Source organism: Streptomyces cirratus, assembly GCF_014650775.1.
Lineage (GTDB): Bacteria > Actinomycetota > Actinomycetes > Streptomycetales > Streptomycetaceae > Streptomyces > Streptomyces cirratus.
Genome location: NZ_BMVP01000011.1, coordinates 16,545 through 32,813 on the forward strand (window position 1 = coordinate 16,545; position 16,269 = coordinate 32,813).

Here is a 16,269-nt window from a genome sequence, read left to right on the forward strand (position 1 = left end):
TGCCGGCACCACGCCACGGCGCCCCGTCACCGGAACTCCGGTGGCGGGGCGCCGTCGTTCGCTCAGGTGGTGGGTTCGAGGAATTCGAGGCGGTTGCCGACGGGGTCGTGGGAGAAGAAGCGCTTGTGGCCGGGGAGGCCGGTGTCCCAGTGGACGTCGGCGCCGTGGTCGCGGAGCCGGCCGGCGTAGGCCTCGATGCCGGTGACGCGCAGGCCCGGGTGGGCTTTGATCGCGGGCCGGAAGTCGTCCTCGATGCCGAGGTGGAGCTGTACGGGCCCGGCTGCGAACCAGCAGCCGCCGCGGGCGGCGAGGGCGGGCGGTTTGGGTAGTTCGGTCATGCCGAGGGCGTCGGCGTAGTAGCGGCGCAGCAGGTCTTCGGAGCCGGGCGGCGCGGCGAGCTGGACGTGGTCGAGTGCCGTGAGCACGTCAGGCCTCCTTGCGGGCGACGGCGAAGATGCGGCGGAAGGGGAACACGGTGCCGCGGGGGCCCGGCGGGTAGGCGGCGCGCAGGGCTTCGCGGTACTCGGCGAGGAAGCGGTCGACGGCCTCCTTGTCGTCGCCGAGTTCGGTGAGGACGGGCCGCAGGGCGGTGCCCTTGACCCAGTCGAGCACCGGGTCCGGCCCCGCCAGCAGTTGGTGGTAGGTGGTTTCCCAGACGTCGACGGCGCAGCCGAGTTCGGTGAAGCGGGCCAGGTACTCGGCGGGTTCGAGGATGTGGACGTAGCGCGCGCCGTGGCCGGCGAGGCGGTCGCGCCAGCGGGGGGCGTCGCAGAGGTCGGCGAGCATCCGGTGGCTGGGCGCGGTGAAGTTGCCGGGGATCTGGAAGGCGAAGGTGCCGCCGGGCCGCAGTGCGGTGATCCAGGCGGCGAAGGAGCCGGGATGGTTCGGCACCCACTGGAGGGCGGCGTTGGAGACGATCAGGTCGTAGGACTCCTCCGGGTGCCAGTCGGCGAGGTCGGCGTGCCCGAAGTCCAGGTGTCCGCCGCCGGGGGTGGGGCCGGCGTGGTCCTGGGTGGCGCGGCGGAGCATCTCGGGGGAGAGGTCGAAGCCGGTGATACGGGCCTGGGGCCAGCGGTCGGCGAGCAGCGCGGTGACGTTGCCGGGGCCGCAGCCGAGGTCGGCGATGCGCGCGGGGGTGGTGGGGAGCTCGGGTATGCGAGTCAGCAGGTCGAGAAAGGGGCGCGTACGGTGCCCGGCGTGCCGGAGGTACTGCTGGGGGTCCCAGACGGGCGCCGCGGAAGCGGTGACCACGGGCGTCGGGGCCGAGGCGGTATCGGAGTGCATGTGCGAAGCCTCCCTGCTGATGGGGCGGTTGGAAGCGGAAGCCATCCGGCCCCCTCCATTCCCATCCTGGCCGAATATATATCTTGATGTCAAGATACTCGATATCGAGATGTCCAGTTCCTGAGATCCTTGAATTGAAGAGACTTCACGTCGACAGACCCCTTACACTGATCGGCATGGAGGACGAGGTCGACCGACTGGTCGCGGCATGGCGGCGAGAACGCCCTGACCTCGACGTTGAACCGCTCGAGGTACTGAGCCGGGTGAGCCGGCTCGCCCGCCACCTCGACCGCGCCCGCAGGCTGGCCTTCTCCGAGCACGGCCTGGAGCCCTGGGAGTTCGACGTCCTCACCTCGCTGCGCCGCGCCGGCGCGCCGTACCAGCTCTCCCCCGGCCAGCTGCTGACCCAGACGCTGGTCACCTCCGGCACCATGACCAACCGCATCGACCGGCTCGCGAAGAAGGGCCTGGTCGAGCGGCTTCCCGACCCCAGCGACCGGCGCGGCGTACTGGTCCGGCTGACCCCCGAGGGCCGCGACCGCGCCGACCAGTCCCTGGCCGGGCTGCTGGCGCAGGAACGCGCCATCCTCGCCCAGCTCTCCCAGGGCCAGCGCGGTGACCTCGCGGCGCTGCTACGCAGGCTGACCGCTCCGTTCGACAACATCCCCGGCTAGCTCCGCCGGCCGCACCCCGGCCCGCCGGGCCAGTGCCACCGCCGCGAGCGTGGAGTGCACCCCGAGCTTGCCCAGGACGTTCTGCATGTGGGTGCGGACGGTGTGCGGGGACAGGAACAGCCGCGCCGCCACGTCCTTGCGGCCCAGTCCGGCCACCATGCAGCGCAGCACCTCGTGCTCGCGCGGCGTCAGCGACTCCACCAGCCGTTCGCTGTCCGTACGGTGCTTGCGCGCCGCGGTCAGCTCCCGCAGGACCCCGGTCAGCAGGGCGGGCGGCAGGTGGGTCTCCTCCCGCAGGACGCCTCTGATGACGGCCAGCAGCCGCGAGAGCGAACAGTCCTTGGCGACCCAGCCGGAGGCCCCCGCCTGGAGCGCGAGCGCGGCCCGGCGGGGGTCGTCACGTTCGGCGAGGACCACCGTACGCACCCCCGGATGCGCCGTGCGCACGCTCGCGACCAGCGCGATCCCGTCCGCGCCGGGGGGCGCGGGCGGTGGTGCGGAGCCCGGTGCGCGCTGTACGGGTACGGTCCCCGCGGCAGCGCCCAGGTCGGCGTCGACGAGCATGACGTCGAAGCGGCGGCCCTCGGCCGCGGCGCGTTCGAGGCAGCGCGCGGCGGCGGGAGCACTGCCGGCCGCGGACACGTCCACGTCCGGCTCGGCCGCGAGCGCGGCCGCGAGAGATTCGGCGAAGATGCGGTGATCGTCGACGACGAGAACGCGGATACGAACCACGAAAACCCCCACGGGTCGGGGAACGGACGACGGCGGGTACGGCGCCCGGACCGGGTGGTGATCCGCAGCAGCCGCGGCCGCCGCCGAGACATCTCTGCACTACCCCGGAGCGGACGCCGTACCCGGCGTATCTCGACCCCTGAATCAACACCGGCCCCCACCGGTGTCACGCATCAGCGTAGAGCGGCCGGGCTCCGGCGGTTGGCCGAATAGCGGAAGTTTTTCGAGGGATTTTGCGACGCGGAGGCCCCGAACCGCCCTTGGGGTGGCCGGAATTCACCTATCCGCGTGACCCGGCGGACGGTCCGGGGCCCGGGGCGTGCCACGGGCAGTTGCACGGGGGGCGGTTCACCCGGCGTACGCACGCCGGGCGCCCGCGCAGGGCGCCCGGCGACAGCGCACGGAGAACCGGTGCGCGCCCCTGTCCGCGGCGCGCCCCATGCCCGATCGGAAGGTGCGGGCCGGTCGGAAGGGTGCGGCCGGTCAGGAGGGTACGGCCGGTCAGGAGGGTACGGCCGGTCGGAAGGGTACGCCCGGTCAGGAGTGGTTGCGGCGCGCGAAGTTCCAGGCGTCCGTCACGATGCCGGTGAGGTCGGAGCGGGTGGGGGTCCAACCGAGGCGCTCGTGCGCCGTGCGGGCGGAGGCCACCAGCACCGCCGGGTCGCCCGCGCGGCGCGGGGCGACGACCTCGGGGATCTCCCGGCCGGTGACCTTGCGGACGGTCTCGATGACCTCGCGGACCGAGAAGCCGTTGCCGTTGCCGAGGTTGCAGATGAGGTGTTCGCCCTCGGCGGCGACGCGCAGCGCCGAAAGGTGGGCCTGTGCGAGGTCCGCGACGTGGATGTAGTCGCGGACGCAGGTCCCGTCGGGGGTCGGATAGTCGTCGCCGAACACCGAGATGGACTCGCGCTGTCCGAGCGCGACCTGCAGCACCAGCGGGATCAGGTGCGTCTCGGGGTCGTGCCGCTCGCCGAACTCCCCGTAGGCACCCGCCACGTTGAAGTAGCGCAGCGACACCGCCGCCAGGCCGTGTGCCACGCACTCGCCCGCGATCATGTGGTCGACGGCGAGCTTGGAGGCGCCGTAGGGGTTGGTCGGCGCGGTCACCGACGTCTCCGTCAGCAGGCCTTCGGTGGGCTCGCCGTAGGTGGCGGCGGTGGAGGAGAAGACGAGCTTGCGCACGCCCGCCCCGCGCATCGCGGTCAGCAGGGCGAGGGTGCCGCCGACGTTGTTGTCCCAGTACTTGCCGGGGTTCACGACCGACTCGCCGACCTGCGAGGAGGCCGCGAAGTGCAGTACGGCGTCGAAGGAGGGGTCCAGGTACCGGGCGGCGTCCTGGATCCGCCCGTCGATCAGGGTGGCGCCCGCGGGGACGCCCTCTCCGAAGCCGGTGGAGAAGTTGTCGAGGACGGTCACCTCGTGGCCGGCTTCCAGGAGGTGGGCGGCGACGACGCCGCCCACGTATCCGGCGCCGCCCGTGACCAGGTACTTGCTCACTGCTGCTGCCTCTCGCGGGGGAACGCACACGGGAACGCGTGCAGGGTCCGGCTTACCGGATCGCACGCCTCCGGGGAAATCCGCGGGGACGCCCTGCCCGCAATCGCCCGGAAAGCGGACCCCGGCCCGCCCCTCAGCCCTCGGCGGGCGGCGGCCACACCGGCGGCGCGGGCGGGGCCGCCCGGTCCAGGAGGCCGGTACGGGCAGCGAGCGCGGCCGCCTCCAGCCGCGAGCCCACGCCCAGCTTCATCAGGACCCGCTGGACGTGCGTACGCGCCGTGCTCGGCGCGATGGCCATGCCCGCCGCGATGAGCCGGGTGTCCTCGCCCTCCGCTACCCGGACCAGTACCTCCACCTCGCGCGGCGTGAGCATCCGCAGCAGCCGGCTTCCCTCGTCGTCGGGCTGGGCGGCGGGGTTGAGCAGCTCCGCGAAGGCGCTCTGCAACAGCTGCGGGGAGATGGCGACCTCCCCCGCCCGCGCCTTGGCCAGGGCCCGTTCCACGCCCTCGATGCGCTCGTCGTGGCGTACGTACCCGCAGGCGCCCGCGGCGAAGGCGGCGGCGATCCCGCGCGGGTTCGGCACCGGGCCGAGGACCACGACGGCGATCTGCGGGCGCTCGCGCCTGATGCGGACGACGGGTTCGAAGACGGCCGGCTCGGCCGGGGTGGCGGTACCGAAGAGGCAGACCTCGGGGGCGCGGCTGATGACCAGTTCGGCCGCTCCGGCGGCCGGCGCGGCGGCGGCGAGGACCCGGTGGCCCCGCAGTTTGAGGGCCGAGGCGAGCGCCTCGGCCAGCAGGCGGTGCTCGTCGACCACCATGACCCGTACGCCCATGAGGGCAACCTCCCCCGTTCCTCCTGACCCGGCAAGCTACACGCTTGTTCGACGGGGCGTGCCGGTTACCGCGCGAAAGCCCCCGGAAGCGTCGGGTCGTCCGGGGGCTCGCGTGCGCGGGGGTTCGTCGGTCAGTTGGCGATGAAGGACACGAACAGGTGCTCCGGTTCACTGGTGCTGGAGTAGGGCTTGCGGACCATCGTGCGGGCGATGAACAGGTGCCCGTTGTGGTAGCGGAACTCCGAGTGGTCGACCACGAACTGCGTCTCGGCGCTGTGGACGGCCTTGTCCGACGGGTTCTGCATCAGGACGGTCTGCTTCATCGTCTTGCCGTCGATGCTGACGATCTGGCCGCCCCCGTCGTAAGGGGGCTCCTTGTAGGCGATGATGTTCGACCCGTCCATGCGCAGCGGGTACATCGTGTACCGCTCACCGGCGTCGGCGCGGTCGGTGGTGCCCTTGCCGGTCTCCAGGTCGAAGGAGACGATCTCGTTGGTGCGGCCGATGGAGCCGGCCGCACCCTGGTGCTCGTAGGTGGGGAGGTAGACCTTGCCGTTGCCGACGACCATGCCGGAGCACTGCTCGACCTCGGTGGCGGGGCAGTCGGGCCCGTAGTTGCCGCTGGAGAGCCCGATGCGGGACTTGAGCTGGCCGGCGTCGTCGATGACGAACAGGTCGCTGACGTTGGTGGCGTTCTTGGCGGTGTTGCCGACGTTGGCGGCGACGATGAGCGGCTTGGTGGAGATGATGCCCGCCCACTCGATGCCGGGGGCCAGCTTGTACGAGGCCTTCGGCGCGCCGGTCGCCGGGTCGAGGGACTGCGCGAAGAGGGTCTGGTTGGGGTCGCGGCCGCACTTGCGGAGCACGGCGAGGGCTTCGCCGCCCGCGTAGCCGAGGTCGTAGCAGCCGTCCGCGTCGGCCTTGGGCGTCCACAGCGACTTGCCGTCGGCGAGGTTCCAGGCGGCGCCGCCGCCCAGGCCGCCGGCGGCGACGGTCTGGCCGCTGAGGGTGACCTCGGTGAAGGGGACGGGCTTGTCGCCGTTGGTCTGGGACTTGGCGGTGCCGGACCAGACGAGCTTGCCGGCGTCGAGGTCGATGACGCCGACCTGGGTGCACCGGGGGTACTTGTTGCTGTCGTTGGCCATGCCCTCCTGGAAGAGGATGGCCGTCTTGTTGCCGCTGACGTGCTTGGTCGCACCGCAGACCTGGGCGGGGAGCGGGATCTCCCACTTCTTGCCGCCGTCTACGAGGTTGTAGCCGACGACCTTGGCCAGGTCGGACTTGACGTAGGTGGTGTCGGTGAGCCAGGAGCCGTCGACGGAGACGACGTCGTCGGGCGCCGGGCTGGGGACGTTGACCAGGGTCCGCGACTTGGTGTTGGCCGGGACCTTCTCCGTGCCGCCCGAGGGCGCGGGTCCCTTGTCGCTGCCCGGGGAGCCGCTGGGGCCGCCGTTGGCGGTGGGCTGCGTGCCGCCACCGCCACCCTGGTCGGAGACGTACAAGAAGCCGCCGCCGATGATGAGGACCATGGCCAGCAGCGCGGCGCCGACGATCATCAGCTGGGTGCGCTTGTCGCCGCCGCCCGCTCCGCCCTGGCCGACGGCCTGGTGCGGCGTCGTGGGGAAGCCGGCGGGCTGCTGCTGGGGGTAGCCGTAGCCGGCCGGTGCCTGCGGCGGGTAGCCGTAGGAGGGCTGGCCGGGCGCGGCGGCCGGGGGCTGCTGCGGAACCGTCGGCGGCATGGGCGGGACCGGCGGGGGCGCGCCGTAGCCGCCGGGCGGCGGCTGGTTGGGCGGCGGGGGCGCGCCGTAGCCGCCCTGGGGCGGCTGGTTCGGCGGCGGGGGCGCGCCGTAGCCGCCGGCGGGCGGCTGGTTGGGCGGCGGGGGCGCGCCGTAGCCGCCGGCGGGCGGCTGGTTGGGCGGCGGGGGCGCGCCGTAGCCGCCGGCGGGCGGCTGGTTGGGCGGCGGCGGCGGGGTACTGGGCGTGCTCATGGGGGGATCTACTGCCTCTCGGTGGGCGGCTCGTTGGACTCGTTCACTTGCCGAAGGCCATCAGGAGCTTCTCGTCCTTGCCGTCGGCCTGCAGACGGGTGACGGACAGGAAGAACCGGCCGTCCACGTAGTCGAGCTCCGGGGAGTAGAACGCGCTCTCTACCTTCGAGGCCGCCCCCGACGGATTGTGCAGCAGCACGGTCGGGTTGCCGCCTGCGGCCGGGACGGCGACGATCTCGCCGCCCTTGTCGGAGGACAGGCTCTTGCGGTAGGCGATCAGCCGGCCCTTCTCGGCCCCGAGCGGGGCCAGGAAGGTGTTGTCCCCGGAAGGGGTGCGCCACTTCGCCTTGCCGCTGCCCAGGTCGAAGGCGACGATCTCGTTGGACTTGCCGCCCGTCGCGGACGCGGTCGCCAGGTAGAGGGTGTCGTCGGCGACGGCGGAGGTGCCGCAGCCCTGCCGGCCTTCGTCGCCCCCGGGGCAGATGCCGAACGATCCTTCGGCGGACATGCTGGCGCGCTTTTGCCCGTCGGGGCCCAGGGAGAGGATCGCCCGTTGCTTGGTGTCGCGGTTGCCGACGTCGATGACGAGGGGGTCCACGGAGTAGACGCTGCTGACGGTGAAGCCCTTGGGCAGGCGGTAGGTCCAGCTCTTCTTGCCGGTGGCCGGGTCGGCGCCCTGGACCTCGGCGGTGCGGTCCGCGTCCTCGCAGGTGGCGAGGCCGATCATCTTGGTGCCGCCGCCGATGTAGGCATGCGGCTTGCAGCCCTCGGGGACGTTGCCGGTGAAGAGCTTGTCGCCGGTGCTGATCTTGTAGGCGGTGCTGGAGATGAGGCGGTTGACGGTGACCGTGTCGCCGACGATGCTCGGGTAGGCGCTGATGGCGGTGTCGAAGAGGTTCTGCTGTTCGACGGTCTTCGTCCAGCCCTCCTTGCCCGACTTGAGGTCGATCAGCTTCAACTGGTTGCAGTCGGCGGTGTCGCTGTCGTCCTGCTTGAGCAGGACGGCGGTCTTGCCGTCGCCGGTGGTCTGGTCGGTGCTGCCGCAGACATCGGAGGGGAAGTCGAGCTTCCACTTCTGCTTGCCGTCGGTGACCTGATAGCCGACGAGGGACTTGCCCACCGCCTTGACGACGGAGTCGCCGACGACCCACTGGCCCTTGGAGGGGATGCCGGCGCCCGGACCGTCGATCTTCGCGCTCTTGTACCAGAGGACCTTGTCCTCGCCGGGCCCCCGGCCCGCGTTGAAGTCCTGTTGCTCGCCGGCGCCGTTGCCGCTGCCGTCGCCCGTGTCGACGGAGGGCGAGCCGGAGGGCTTGTCGTCGGCGGACGTACTGCCCTGTGCGACGGGCTGCTTGGGGGAGCCGCCGCCGTCCCGGCCGAAGGCGAAGTAGGCGCCGGTGCCGAGGACGAGCGTGGCGGCCACGGCGGCGGCGATGATGACGACCGGCTTCCGGTTGCCCGGGACGCCGGGGGCACCCGGCGCGCCGGGAACGCCCTGGGGCGGCGGCGGGAAGCCGTAGCCGGGCTGCGGGAACTGCTGCTGCGGGGCCGTCGCGGGCTGCTGGGCGTACGGGTTCCCGCCCGGCGGCGGAACGTACCCGGGCTGCGGCGGGCCGGGCAGGTGGCCGTAACCGGAAGGCGGTGGCGGCTGGTTCGGCGGCGGCTGGGGCGGCTCGGTCATCAGCGCATACCTTCGGCGTGGGACGGTCGTGACGGGAGAATGACCTTTCTATCACTGACGCCGCGCATACATCGGGCCGGTCCACGCCCTGTTCCCAAGGGAGGACCGGCCCGTGACGTGGCCGTTATCCGGTCGGCCGGCGACCGGAGGTGGCCGGATCAGGCCTCTTCGGCCAGCTCCAGCCAGCGCATCTCCAACTCGTCCCGTTCTGCGATGAGTTCCCGCAGCTCCGCGTCGAGCTTGGCGACCTTGTCGTAGTCGGTGGAGTTCTCCGCGATCTGCGCGTGCAGGTTCGACTCGCGGTCCGACATCTTGTTGAGCTGCCGCTCGATCTTCTGGAGTTCCTTCTTCGCGGCGCGCCCGTCCTTGGACGTCGCGGTGCCCGCCGAGGCGGACTTGGCGGCGGGCGCCGGCGCCGGGGCGGCGGCCTCGATCATCGCCCGGCGGCGCTCCAGGTACTCGTCCAGGCCGCGCGGCAGCATCCGCAGGGTCGCGTCACCGAGCAGCGCCATCACGGTGTCCGTGGTGCGCTCGATGAAGAACCGGTCGTGGGAGATGACGATCATCGAGCCGGGCCAGCCGTCGAGGAGGTCCTCCAGCTGCGTCAGGGTCTCGATGTCGAGGTCGTTGGTCGGCTCGTCGAGGAAGAGGACGTTGGGCTCGTCCATCAGCAGGCGCAGGATCTGCAGCCGCCGACGCTCGCCGCCGGAGAGGTCGCCGACCGGCGTCCACTGCTTCTCCTTGGTGAAGCCGAACTGCTCGCAGAGCTGACCGGCGGTCATCTCACGGCCCTTGCCGAGGTCGACGCGGTCGCGGACGCGCTGGACGGCTTCCAGGACGCGCAGCGACGGATCGAGCTCGCCCACCTCCTGGGAGAGGTAGGCCAGTCTGACGGTCTTGCCGACGGTGACGCTGCCGCCCGCGGGCTGCTCCTCGCCCTGGGTGCGGGCGGCCGCGGCGAGGGCGCGCAGCAGGGAGGTCTTGCCGGCTCCGTTGACGCCGACGAGGCCGACGCGGTCGCCGGGGCCCAGGTGCCAGGTGAGCTGCTTGAGCAGGACCTTGGGGCCGGCCTGGACGGTGACGTCTTCCAGGTCGAAGACGGTCTTGCCGAGGCGGGCATTGGCGAAGCGCATCAGTTCGGACGTGTCGCGCGGCGGCGGCACGTCGGCGATGAGCTCGTTGGCGGCCTCGATGCGGTAGCGCGGCTTGGAGGTGCGGGCCGGGGCGCCGCGGCGCAGCCAGGCGAGCTCCTTGCGCATGAGGTTCTGCCGCTTGGACTCCTCGGTGGCGGCGATCCGTTCGCGTTCGGCGCGGGCGAAGACGTAGTCGCTGTAGCCGCCCTCGTACTCGTGGACGGCTCCGCGCTGGACGTCCCACATGCGGGTGCAGACCTGGTCGAGGAACCAGCGGTCGTGGGTGACGCAGACGAGTGCGGAGCGGCGTTCCTGGAGGTGCTTGGCCAGCCAGGAGATGCCTTCGACGTCGAGGTGGTTGGTGGGCTCGTCGAGGACGAGGAGGTCCTGCTCGGCGATGAGGAGCTTGGCGAGGGCGATGCGGCGGCGCTCGCCGCCGGAGAGCGGGCCGATGACGGTGTCGAGGCCCTGCCCGAAGCCGGGCAGGTCGAGGCCGCCGAAGAGGCCGGTCAGCACGTCGCGGATCTTGGCGTTGCCGGCCCACTCGTGGTCGGCCATGTCGCCGATGATCTCGTGGCGGACGGTGGCCTGCGGGTCGAGGGAGTCGTGCTGGGTGAGGACGCCCATGCGCAGGCCGCCGGACTGGGTGACGCGGCCGGTGTCGGGTTCCTCCAGCTTGGCGAGCATCCGGATGAGGGTGGTCTTGCCGTCGCCGTTGCGGCCGACGACACCGATGCGGTCTCCCTCGGACACGCCGAGGGAGATGCCGTCGAGCAGGGTACGGGTGCCGTACACCTTGCTGACTGCCTCGACATTGACCAGATTGACGGCCATCAGACGCGCTCCAGGTGCGGGGTCCCCCCGGCCGGTGTCCGGGAGAGGGTGTGGATCAGCCCCTCAGCCTAACCCTCCCGGACGGCCCGGAGACGACGGTGGCTCCCGGGGCGGGACCGTCGGCCACACGGGTGGCGCGGCAGGTCCCGGAGGCTTCGAGGGCGGCGGCGACCGCGGCGGCCGACGCCGCATCACGGACCAGGAACGCGGTGGTGGGGCCGGAGCCGGAGACCAGGGCGGCCAGCGCTCCGGCGCCGGTGCCCGCCGCGAGGGTGTCGGCGAGAGCGGGCCGCAGCGACAGGGCGGCGGGCTGGAGGTCGTTGGCCAGGGTCGCGGCGAGCGCGTCGGCGTCGCCCGAGGCGAGGGCGGCCAGCAGGTCCGGGGACGCCTGCGGGGCCGGGACTTCCCGGCCGGCGGTGAGCCGGTCGAACTCGCGGAACACGGCCGGGGTGGACAGCCCGCCGTCGGCGACCGCGAACACCCAGTGGAAGGTCCCCGCCGGGACCGGCGTGAGGACCTCCCCCCGGCCCGTTCCGAGCGCCGCCCCGCCGACCAGGCTGAACGGCACGTCGCTGCCCAGCTCGGCGCAGATGTCCAGCAGCTGCGCGCGCGGGGTGTCCAGGCCCCACAGCCGGTCGCAGGCCAGGAGGGCCGCCGCGCCGTCCGCGCTGCCTCCGGCCATGCCACCCGCCACGGGGATGTTCTTCGCGATGTGCAGGTGCACGGACGGGGCGAGGCCGCTGCGCTCGGCGAGGATCTCGGCGGCGCGGGCGGCGAGGTTGCTGCGGTCCAGGGGCACCTGGTCGGCGTCGGGGCCTTCGCAGGTCACCGTCAGCCCGTCGGCGGGGGCCGCGGTGACCTCGTCGTACAGGGACACCGCAAGGAAGACGTTCGCCAGGTCGTGGAAGCCGTCGGACCGGGCGGCGCCGACCGCGAGACGGACGTTGACCTTCGCCGGGACCCGTACGGTCACGGAGCTGCTCACGGAACTGCTCGCGGAGTCGCTCACGGGGCCGCTCAGCGGGTGGTTCGCGGCGCGGCTCACAGGGCGGGCCTCTCGGCGGCCGGCTTGTGCTCGGCGATCGCGGCGAACTCCTCCACCGTCAGGGACTCCCCGCGGGCCTGCGGGGAGACGCCCGCGGCGACCAGGGCGGCCTCGGCGCCCGCGGCGGAACCGGCCCAGCCGGCGAGGGCGGCGCGCAGGGTCTTGCGGCGCTGTGCGAAGGCCGCGTCGACGACCGCGAACACCTCCGCCTTGGAGGCGGTGGTCTTGATCGGCTCGGAGCGGCGGACCAGCGAGACCAGACCGGAGTCGACGTTGGGGGCGGGCCAGAACACCTTGCGGCCGATGGATCCGGCCCGCTTGACGTGCGCGTACCAGTTGGCCTTGACGGAAGGCACCCCGTAGACCTTGTTGCCCGGCTCGGCGGCGAGCCGGTCGGCGACCTCCGCCTGCACCATCACCAGCGTCCGCTCGATGGTCGGGAAGCGGTCGAGCATCGTGAGCAGGACGGGCACGGCCACGTTGTACGGGAGGTTCGCGACGAGCGCGGTCGGCGCGGGGCCGGGCAGCTCGGTGACGAGCATGGCGTCGGAGTGCACGAGCGCGAAGCGGTCCTTGCGCCCGGGCATCCGTGCCTCGATGGTGGCGGGCAGCGCGGCGGCGAGGACGTCGTCGATCTCGACGGCGGTGACCCGGTCCGCGGCCTCCAGCAGCGCGAGCGTGAGGGAACCCAGACCCGGCCCGACCTCCACGACCACGTCGTCCGGCCGCACCTCGGCGGTGCGCACGATCCGGCGGACCGTGTTGGCGTCGATGACGAAGTTCTGGCCCTTCTGCTTCGTCGGCCGGACGCCGAGTACGGCGGCCAGTTCCCGGATGTCGGCCGGGCCGAGGAGGGCGTCGGAGGGTGTCTCGTTGGGCTGCTGCTCTGCGGTGCTCACCGGTAAAGCCTACGGCCGCAGTGGGGCCAGGGAGTCGCCCCCCGCTGCACGTAGAGCTTCTTGGCCCGGTAGGTCTGCTCCGCGCCCGGGGCGTCCTGGGGCCGGCCGCTGCCGCCGAGGCTCTGCCAGGTGCTGACGTCGAACTGGTAGAGCCCGCCGTAGGTTCCGGACGCGTCGGTGGCGGAGGGCCGGCCGCCGGACTCGCACTGGGCCAACGCGTCCCAGTCGAGGCCGTCGGCGCCCGCGACGGAGGTCGGCAGCGGCTTCGTGCCGACCTTGACGAGCTGGGTGACGGGCTCGCGGATCACCTCGTCGGAGATCCGGCGGGGCTTCTCCCGTACGCCGTTGACGGTGCGCAGGCTGTAGGTGACCCGGCGGGCCCCGGGCCGGCCGGCGCGTTCCACCAGCTCGGTACCGGCGAAGAGGCTGTCGTCCTCGGCCCGCTCGGTCTCGAAGGGGATGCGTTCCTCGCGGACCTCGTGGATTCCGGTGATGCGCAGCACGGTGACGGTCTGCCCGTCGCGGGGGAAGGAGTCGGGCGGGACGGAGGTGGTGTCCTGGCCGCGCAGGGTGATGCCGGCCTGGCCGAGGGCTTCGCGGACGGTGGCGGCGTTGGTGCGGATGGTCGTCTCGTGGCCGTCGGCCATGAAGGTGACGCCGCGTTCGGTGCGGACGGTGAGGGTGAGCCCGGCGCGCGGTACGGCGGTGGCCGGGGCGGCGGAGAGGTAGGCGCCTTCGGCGCGGACGCCGATCTGGTGCAGGGCGCCTTCGACGGTGCGGGCGGTGGTCCACACCTGGCGGGGAGCTCCGTCGAGGGTGAGGTGGAGGGGCCGCCCGTAGCGGACGACGACCTCCTCGCCGTCTTCGAGGGCGGTGTCCCGGCCGGGGGCGACGAGGTCGTGGGGGCCGACGCCGAGGTCTTCGGCGGCGAGCAGTTCGTCCACGCCGTCGGCGAAGGTGTGGAGGGTGCGGGGGACGCCGTCGACGGTGAGGCGGACCGTTTTGTCGGCGGCGACGAACGCGGTGGTGCCGCCCGCGAGGAAGGCGACGACCAGGGCCTGGGGGACGATGCGGCGCCAGTGGTCGGGGCCGGCGGTCGCGGTCGCGGGCGCCGCGCGGCGTCTTCCGGTGCCGGTCGCGGCGGGGGCGGGCGGGGGGTTCTCGCTCCGGCGCCTGCGGCCGGGTCCGGTCTCGGCGGGGGGCCAGGCGGTGGCACCCGCGGCTTCCGGGCGCCGGCGCCTGCCGGGGCCCGCGGGTTCCTCCGCCGGGGTGCGGGACGGGTCCTCGTGCGGGGCGGCGGGACGACCGCGGCCCTTGCGGCGCCGTGCGGGACGCGGGGCCGGGACGGCCGGGTCCGGATCCCGCGGCGTGGGGTGCCCGGGCTCCTCGCGCGGGGCGAGGAGGCTGCGTAGCGGGCTGTCGTAGGGGTCGCCGGGCGGGGTTTCGAGCCGGCCGTCGTACGGGCCGCCGTCCCGGTCTTCGCGAAGGCTCCCGTACGGGTCGCCGGCTCGGCCCTCGCCCTGGCCGTCGTACGGGCCGCCGACGCGATGGCCTCCGTACGGGTCGCCGGCTCGCCCCTCGCCCTGGCCGTCATACGGGCCGCCGACACGATGGCCTCCGTACGGGTCGCCGGCTCGCCCCTCGCCCTGGCCGTCGTACGGGCCGCCGACACGATGGCCTCCGTACGGGGAGTCGCCGTGGCCGCCGTAACGGGCCTCGTAAGGGCCGTCGTACGGGGCTTCGCCGGGGCCGCCCGGGTGGGGCGGCCGGGTGGGCGGGGGCCAGAGGGCCGGGGAGGTCCAGCTCGGGGCCGGGCCGTCGGCGCCGCGCGGCCAGGCCGCCGCGGCGGTGTCCCACTCGTCCCGCGCCCCGGCCGGCCGGGGCTCGGCCGTCTGTGCGGCACGGCCGCCACTGCCCTGTGTCTCGCTCACGACGATCGCTCCACGTGTCCGGCCCCACTGGTTCGGGCACGGCACCCTAGCGGGAACGGCCGTCACTCATCAAAGCCGCAGCGCTACCCAGCGTGTCGGACGGGTCCCGGGGGCCTCAGTAGCCGAAGGCGCGGGCCGTGTTGGCGGCCAGGGCGGTGGCCATCGCGTCCTCGTCCAGGCCGCGGACCGCAGCCATCGCCCGTACCGTCAGCGGAATGAGATAGGGGGCGTTCGGCCGCCCCCGGTACGGCGCGGGGGTGAGGTACGGGGCGTCCGTCTCCACGAGCACCAGCTCCAGCGGGGCCACCGCGAGCGCCTCGCGCAGCGGCGCGGCGTTCTTGAAGGTGACGGTCCCGGCGAAGGACATGTAGTACCCGGCGGCGGCGCACTCGCGGGCCATCTCGGCGTCCCCGGAGTAGCAGTGGAAGACGGTCCGCTCGGGGGCGCCCTCCTCGCGCAGCACGCGCAGTACGTCGGCGTGGGCGTCCCGGTCGTGGATGACCAGGGCCTTGCCCCGGCGTTTGGCGATCTCGATGTGCGCACGGAAGGACCGCTCCTGCGCGGCCATGCCCTCGGGCCCGGTGCGGAAGTAGTCCAGTCCGGTCTCCCCGACCGCCTTGACGTGGGGGAGCGAGGCCAGCGCCTCGATCTCGGCCAGCGCGTCGTCCAGCGCCCCCTCGCCGCCGCCGGTCCGGACGCCCTGCCCCGGCCGGCCTCCCCCGGGATCCCCGTGGACGATGCGGGGCGCTTCGTTCGGGTGAAGGGCGACGGCGGCGTGGACGTTCTCGTACGCGGCGGCGGTCTCGGCGGCCCAGTGCGAGCCCTTCACGTCGCAGCCGACCTGGACGACGGTGGTCACTCCCACGGAGGCCGCCTTGGCCAGGCCTTCTTCGACGGTTCCGGACTGCATGTCCAGATGGGTGTGCGAGTCGGCGACCGCCACCCGCAGCGGTTCGGGCAACGGGGGCGGCGCGTCGTTCGGGGTGCGGCTCATGAGGCCGATCTTATGACCGGCCGGGCGGGCGGGTCTCGCCGCTCGCCCGCCGCCCGTCCGCTGCTCACCGGCGGCTCACCGGCGGCTCACCTTGCCGCTCATCCGCGGAAGAGGCTCCGCAGCCGGGCCAGCGGCCCGCGCCGTACGGCCGGGGATCCGGCGGGTACCGGACCGGGTCCCTCGTGCGTGAGCGGCGCCTTGCGCGGCTTGGGCGGCCGCGGGGTGTCCTGCGTGGCCGGGACGGGTCCCGCGATACCGGGGTGGATGGCCTGGTGGTAGAGCTGGTCGAGCATGCCGAGGACCGACTTGACCTGTCCCTCGCGCATGATGCGGACCACGTGGCCGCCGCAGTTCATGCAGGTCGGGTTGGACAGGGGCGACGGAACCCGCTCGCTGTCGGCCGTGTACACGATGAAGGGCTGGCCCTTGCCGTCCACGTGGTGTTCGATCTCGTACCCCTGCTCCCAGCCGTACCCGCACTTCATGCAGGCGAACGAGTACGCCTCGTGCACCGTGTGCACGGACGGCCTCGGCGGGGCGGCGGGTATGGCGGTGGCGGCGGTCGGTGCGGGTGCCGGGGTCTCAGCGATCTCACTCATGCCAGCTCCTCTTGTTCCACTGGTGCATTGCCAGTGGACGCCTCTTCGGGCGGGAGCGCATCAGGCCCTGTCCAGTGTTGGGCGGACTTTGGGCCACTCATGCCAAAAAGGGCCGGTGCGCGGTCTGAGCTTTGCTTTTCAGG

At 73.1% G+C, this 16,269-nt stretch carries 14 protein-coding genes; 1 reads left to right on the forward strand and 13 read right to left on the reverse strand.

The genetic code is table 11. The features are described from left to right. Nucleotides 1-62: 62 nt before the first annotated feature. Both IE207_RS23635 and IE207_RS23640 read right to left on the reverse strand, forming a co-directional pair. Nucleotides 63-425, reverse strand: coding sequence for a VOC family protein (locus tag IE207_RS23635; RefSeq protein WP_190186296.1), 363 nt, complete (start codon nt 423-425; stop codon nt 63-65). Between the two features lies 1 nt (nt 426). Further along, nucleotides 427-1,284, reverse strand: a complete 858-nt coding sequence (locus IE207_RS23640; protein ID WP_190186297.1) for a trans-aconitate 2-methyltransferase — start codon at nt 1,282-1,284, stop codon at nt 427-429. Between the two features lie 176 nt (nt 1,285-1,460). Between IE207_RS23640 and IE207_RS23645 the strand changes: the two genes are divergently transcribed. Continuing rightward, complete coding sequence (locus tag IE207_RS23645; protein WP_136213571.1) at nt 1,461-1,958, forward strand: MarR family winged helix-turn-helix transcriptional regulator; 498 nt, start codon at nt 1,461-1,463, stop codon at nt 1,956-1,958. Here the strand turns inward: IE207_RS23645 and IE207_RS23650 are convergent. The 11 genes from IE207_RS23650 to IE207_RS23700 form a co-directional block, all read right to left on the reverse strand. After that, nucleotides 1,917-2,690: a response regulator transcription factor gene (locus IE207_RS23650; protein WP_229873922.1), complete on the reverse strand. Its 774-nt coding sequence runs from the start codon at nt 2,688-2,690 to the stop codon at nt 1,917-1,919. The genes IE207_RS23645 and IE207_RS23650 overlap by 42 nt on opposite strands. Nucleotides 2,691-3,227: 537 nt before the next feature. Then, a complete protein-coding gene (gene galE, locus IE207_RS23655; protein ID WP_190186299.1) occupies nt 3,228-4,187 on the reverse strand; it encodes a UDP-glucose 4-epimerase GalE in 960 nt (319 codons plus the stop codon). Between the two features lie 133 nt (nt 4,188-4,320). Then, nucleotides 4,321-5,022, reverse strand: coding sequence for a response regulator transcription factor (locus IE207_RS23660; RefSeq protein WP_190186300.1), 702 nt, complete (start codon nt 5,020-5,022; stop codon nt 4,321-4,323). Between the two features lie 131 nt (nt 5,023-5,153). Next, nucleotides 5,154-7,010, reverse strand: coding sequence for an outer membrane protein assembly factor BamB family protein (locus tag IE207_RS23665; RefSeq protein WP_190186301.1), 1,857 nt, complete (start codon nt 7,008-7,010; stop codon nt 5,154-5,156). A gap of 43 nt (nt 7,011-7,053) precedes the next feature. After that, nucleotides 7,054-8,691, reverse strand: a complete 1,638-nt coding sequence (locus tag IE207_RS23670; RefSeq protein WP_190186302.1) for an outer membrane protein assembly factor BamB family protein — start codon at nt 8,689-8,691, stop codon at nt 7,054-7,056. Nucleotides 8,692-8,849: 158 nt separating this feature from the next. Next, nucleotides 8,850-10,658, reverse strand: a complete 1,809-nt coding sequence (locus IE207_RS23675) for an ABC-F family ATP-binding cassette domain-containing protein (protein ID WP_190186303.1) — start codon at nt 10,656-10,658, stop codon at nt 8,850-8,852. 55 nt (nt 10,659-10,713) lie between these two features. Beyond that, entirely contained in the window at nt 10,714-11,643 is a 930-nt protein-coding gene (locus IE207_RS23680; protein ID WP_190186304.1) for a 4-(cytidine 5'-diphospho)-2-C-methyl-D-erythritol kinase, read from the reverse strand. Between the two features lie 56 nt (nt 11,644-11,699). Next, a complete protein-coding gene (rsmA, locus tag IE207_RS23685) occupies nt 11,700-12,602 on the reverse strand; it encodes a 16S rRNA (adenine(1518)-N(6)/adenine(1519)-N(6))-dimethyltransferase RsmA (protein WP_190186305.1) in 903 nt (300 codons plus the stop codon). Continuing rightward, nucleotides 12,599-14,533: a ubiquitin-like domain-containing protein gene (locus IE207_RS34185; protein WP_190186306.1), complete on the reverse strand. Its 1,935-nt coding sequence runs from the start codon at nt 14,531-14,533 to the stop codon at nt 12,599-12,601. The genes rsmA and IE207_RS34185 overlap by 4 nt, the downstream gene beginning before the upstream one ends. A 115-nt stretch (nt 14,534-14,648) precedes the next feature. Continuing rightward, nucleotides 14,649-15,527 (reverse strand): TatD family hydrolase, encoded by an 879-nt coding sequence (locus tag IE207_RS23695; protein ID WP_190186307.1) that lies wholly within the window; start codon nt 15,525-15,527, stop codon nt 14,649-14,651. Nucleotides 15,528-15,625: 98 nt separating this feature from the next. After that, nucleotides 15,626-16,126, reverse strand: coding sequence for a hypothetical protein (locus tag IE207_RS23700; protein ID WP_373304758.1), 501 nt, complete (start codon nt 16,124-16,126; stop codon nt 15,626-15,628). Between the last annotated feature and the right edge of the window lie 143 nt (nt 16,127-16,269).

What these genes read in the sequence shown, in the direction of transcription:
- IE207_RS23640 (WP_190186297.1), bottom strand. Translation starts at nt 1,284, where the DNA reads ATGCACTCCGATACCGCCTCGGCCCCGACGCCCGTGGTCACCGCTTCC.
- IE207_RS23645 (WP_136213571.1), top strand. Translation starts at nt 1,461, where the DNA reads ATGGAGGACGAGGTCGACCGACTGGTCGCGGCATGGCGGCGAGAACGC.
- IE207_RS23660 (WP_190186300.1), bottom strand. Translation starts at nt 5,022, where the DNA reads ATGGGCGTACGGGTCATGGTGGTCGACGAGCACCGCCTGCTGGCCGAG.
- IE207_RS23665 (WP_190186301.1), bottom strand. Translation starts at nt 7,010, where the DNA reads ATGAGCACGCCCAGTACCCCGCCGCCGCCGCCCAACCAGCCGCCCGCC.
- IE207_RS23670 (WP_190186302.1), bottom strand. Translation starts at nt 8,691, where the DNA reads ATGACCGAGCCGCCCCAGCCGCCGCCGAACCAGCCGCCACCGCCTTCC.
- IE207_RS23675 (WP_190186303.1), bottom strand. Translation starts at nt 10,658, where the DNA reads ATGGCCGTCAATCTGGTCAATGTCGAGGCAGTCAGCAAGGTGTACGGC.
- IE207_RS23695 (WP_190186307.1), bottom strand. Translation starts at nt 15,527, where the DNA reads ATGAGCCGCACCCCGAACGACGCGCCGCCCCCGTTGCCCGAACCGCTG.
- IE207_RS23700 (WP_373304758.1), bottom strand. Translation starts at nt 16,126, where the DNA reads ATGAGTGAGATCGCTGAGACCCCGGCACCCGCACCGACCGCCGCCACC.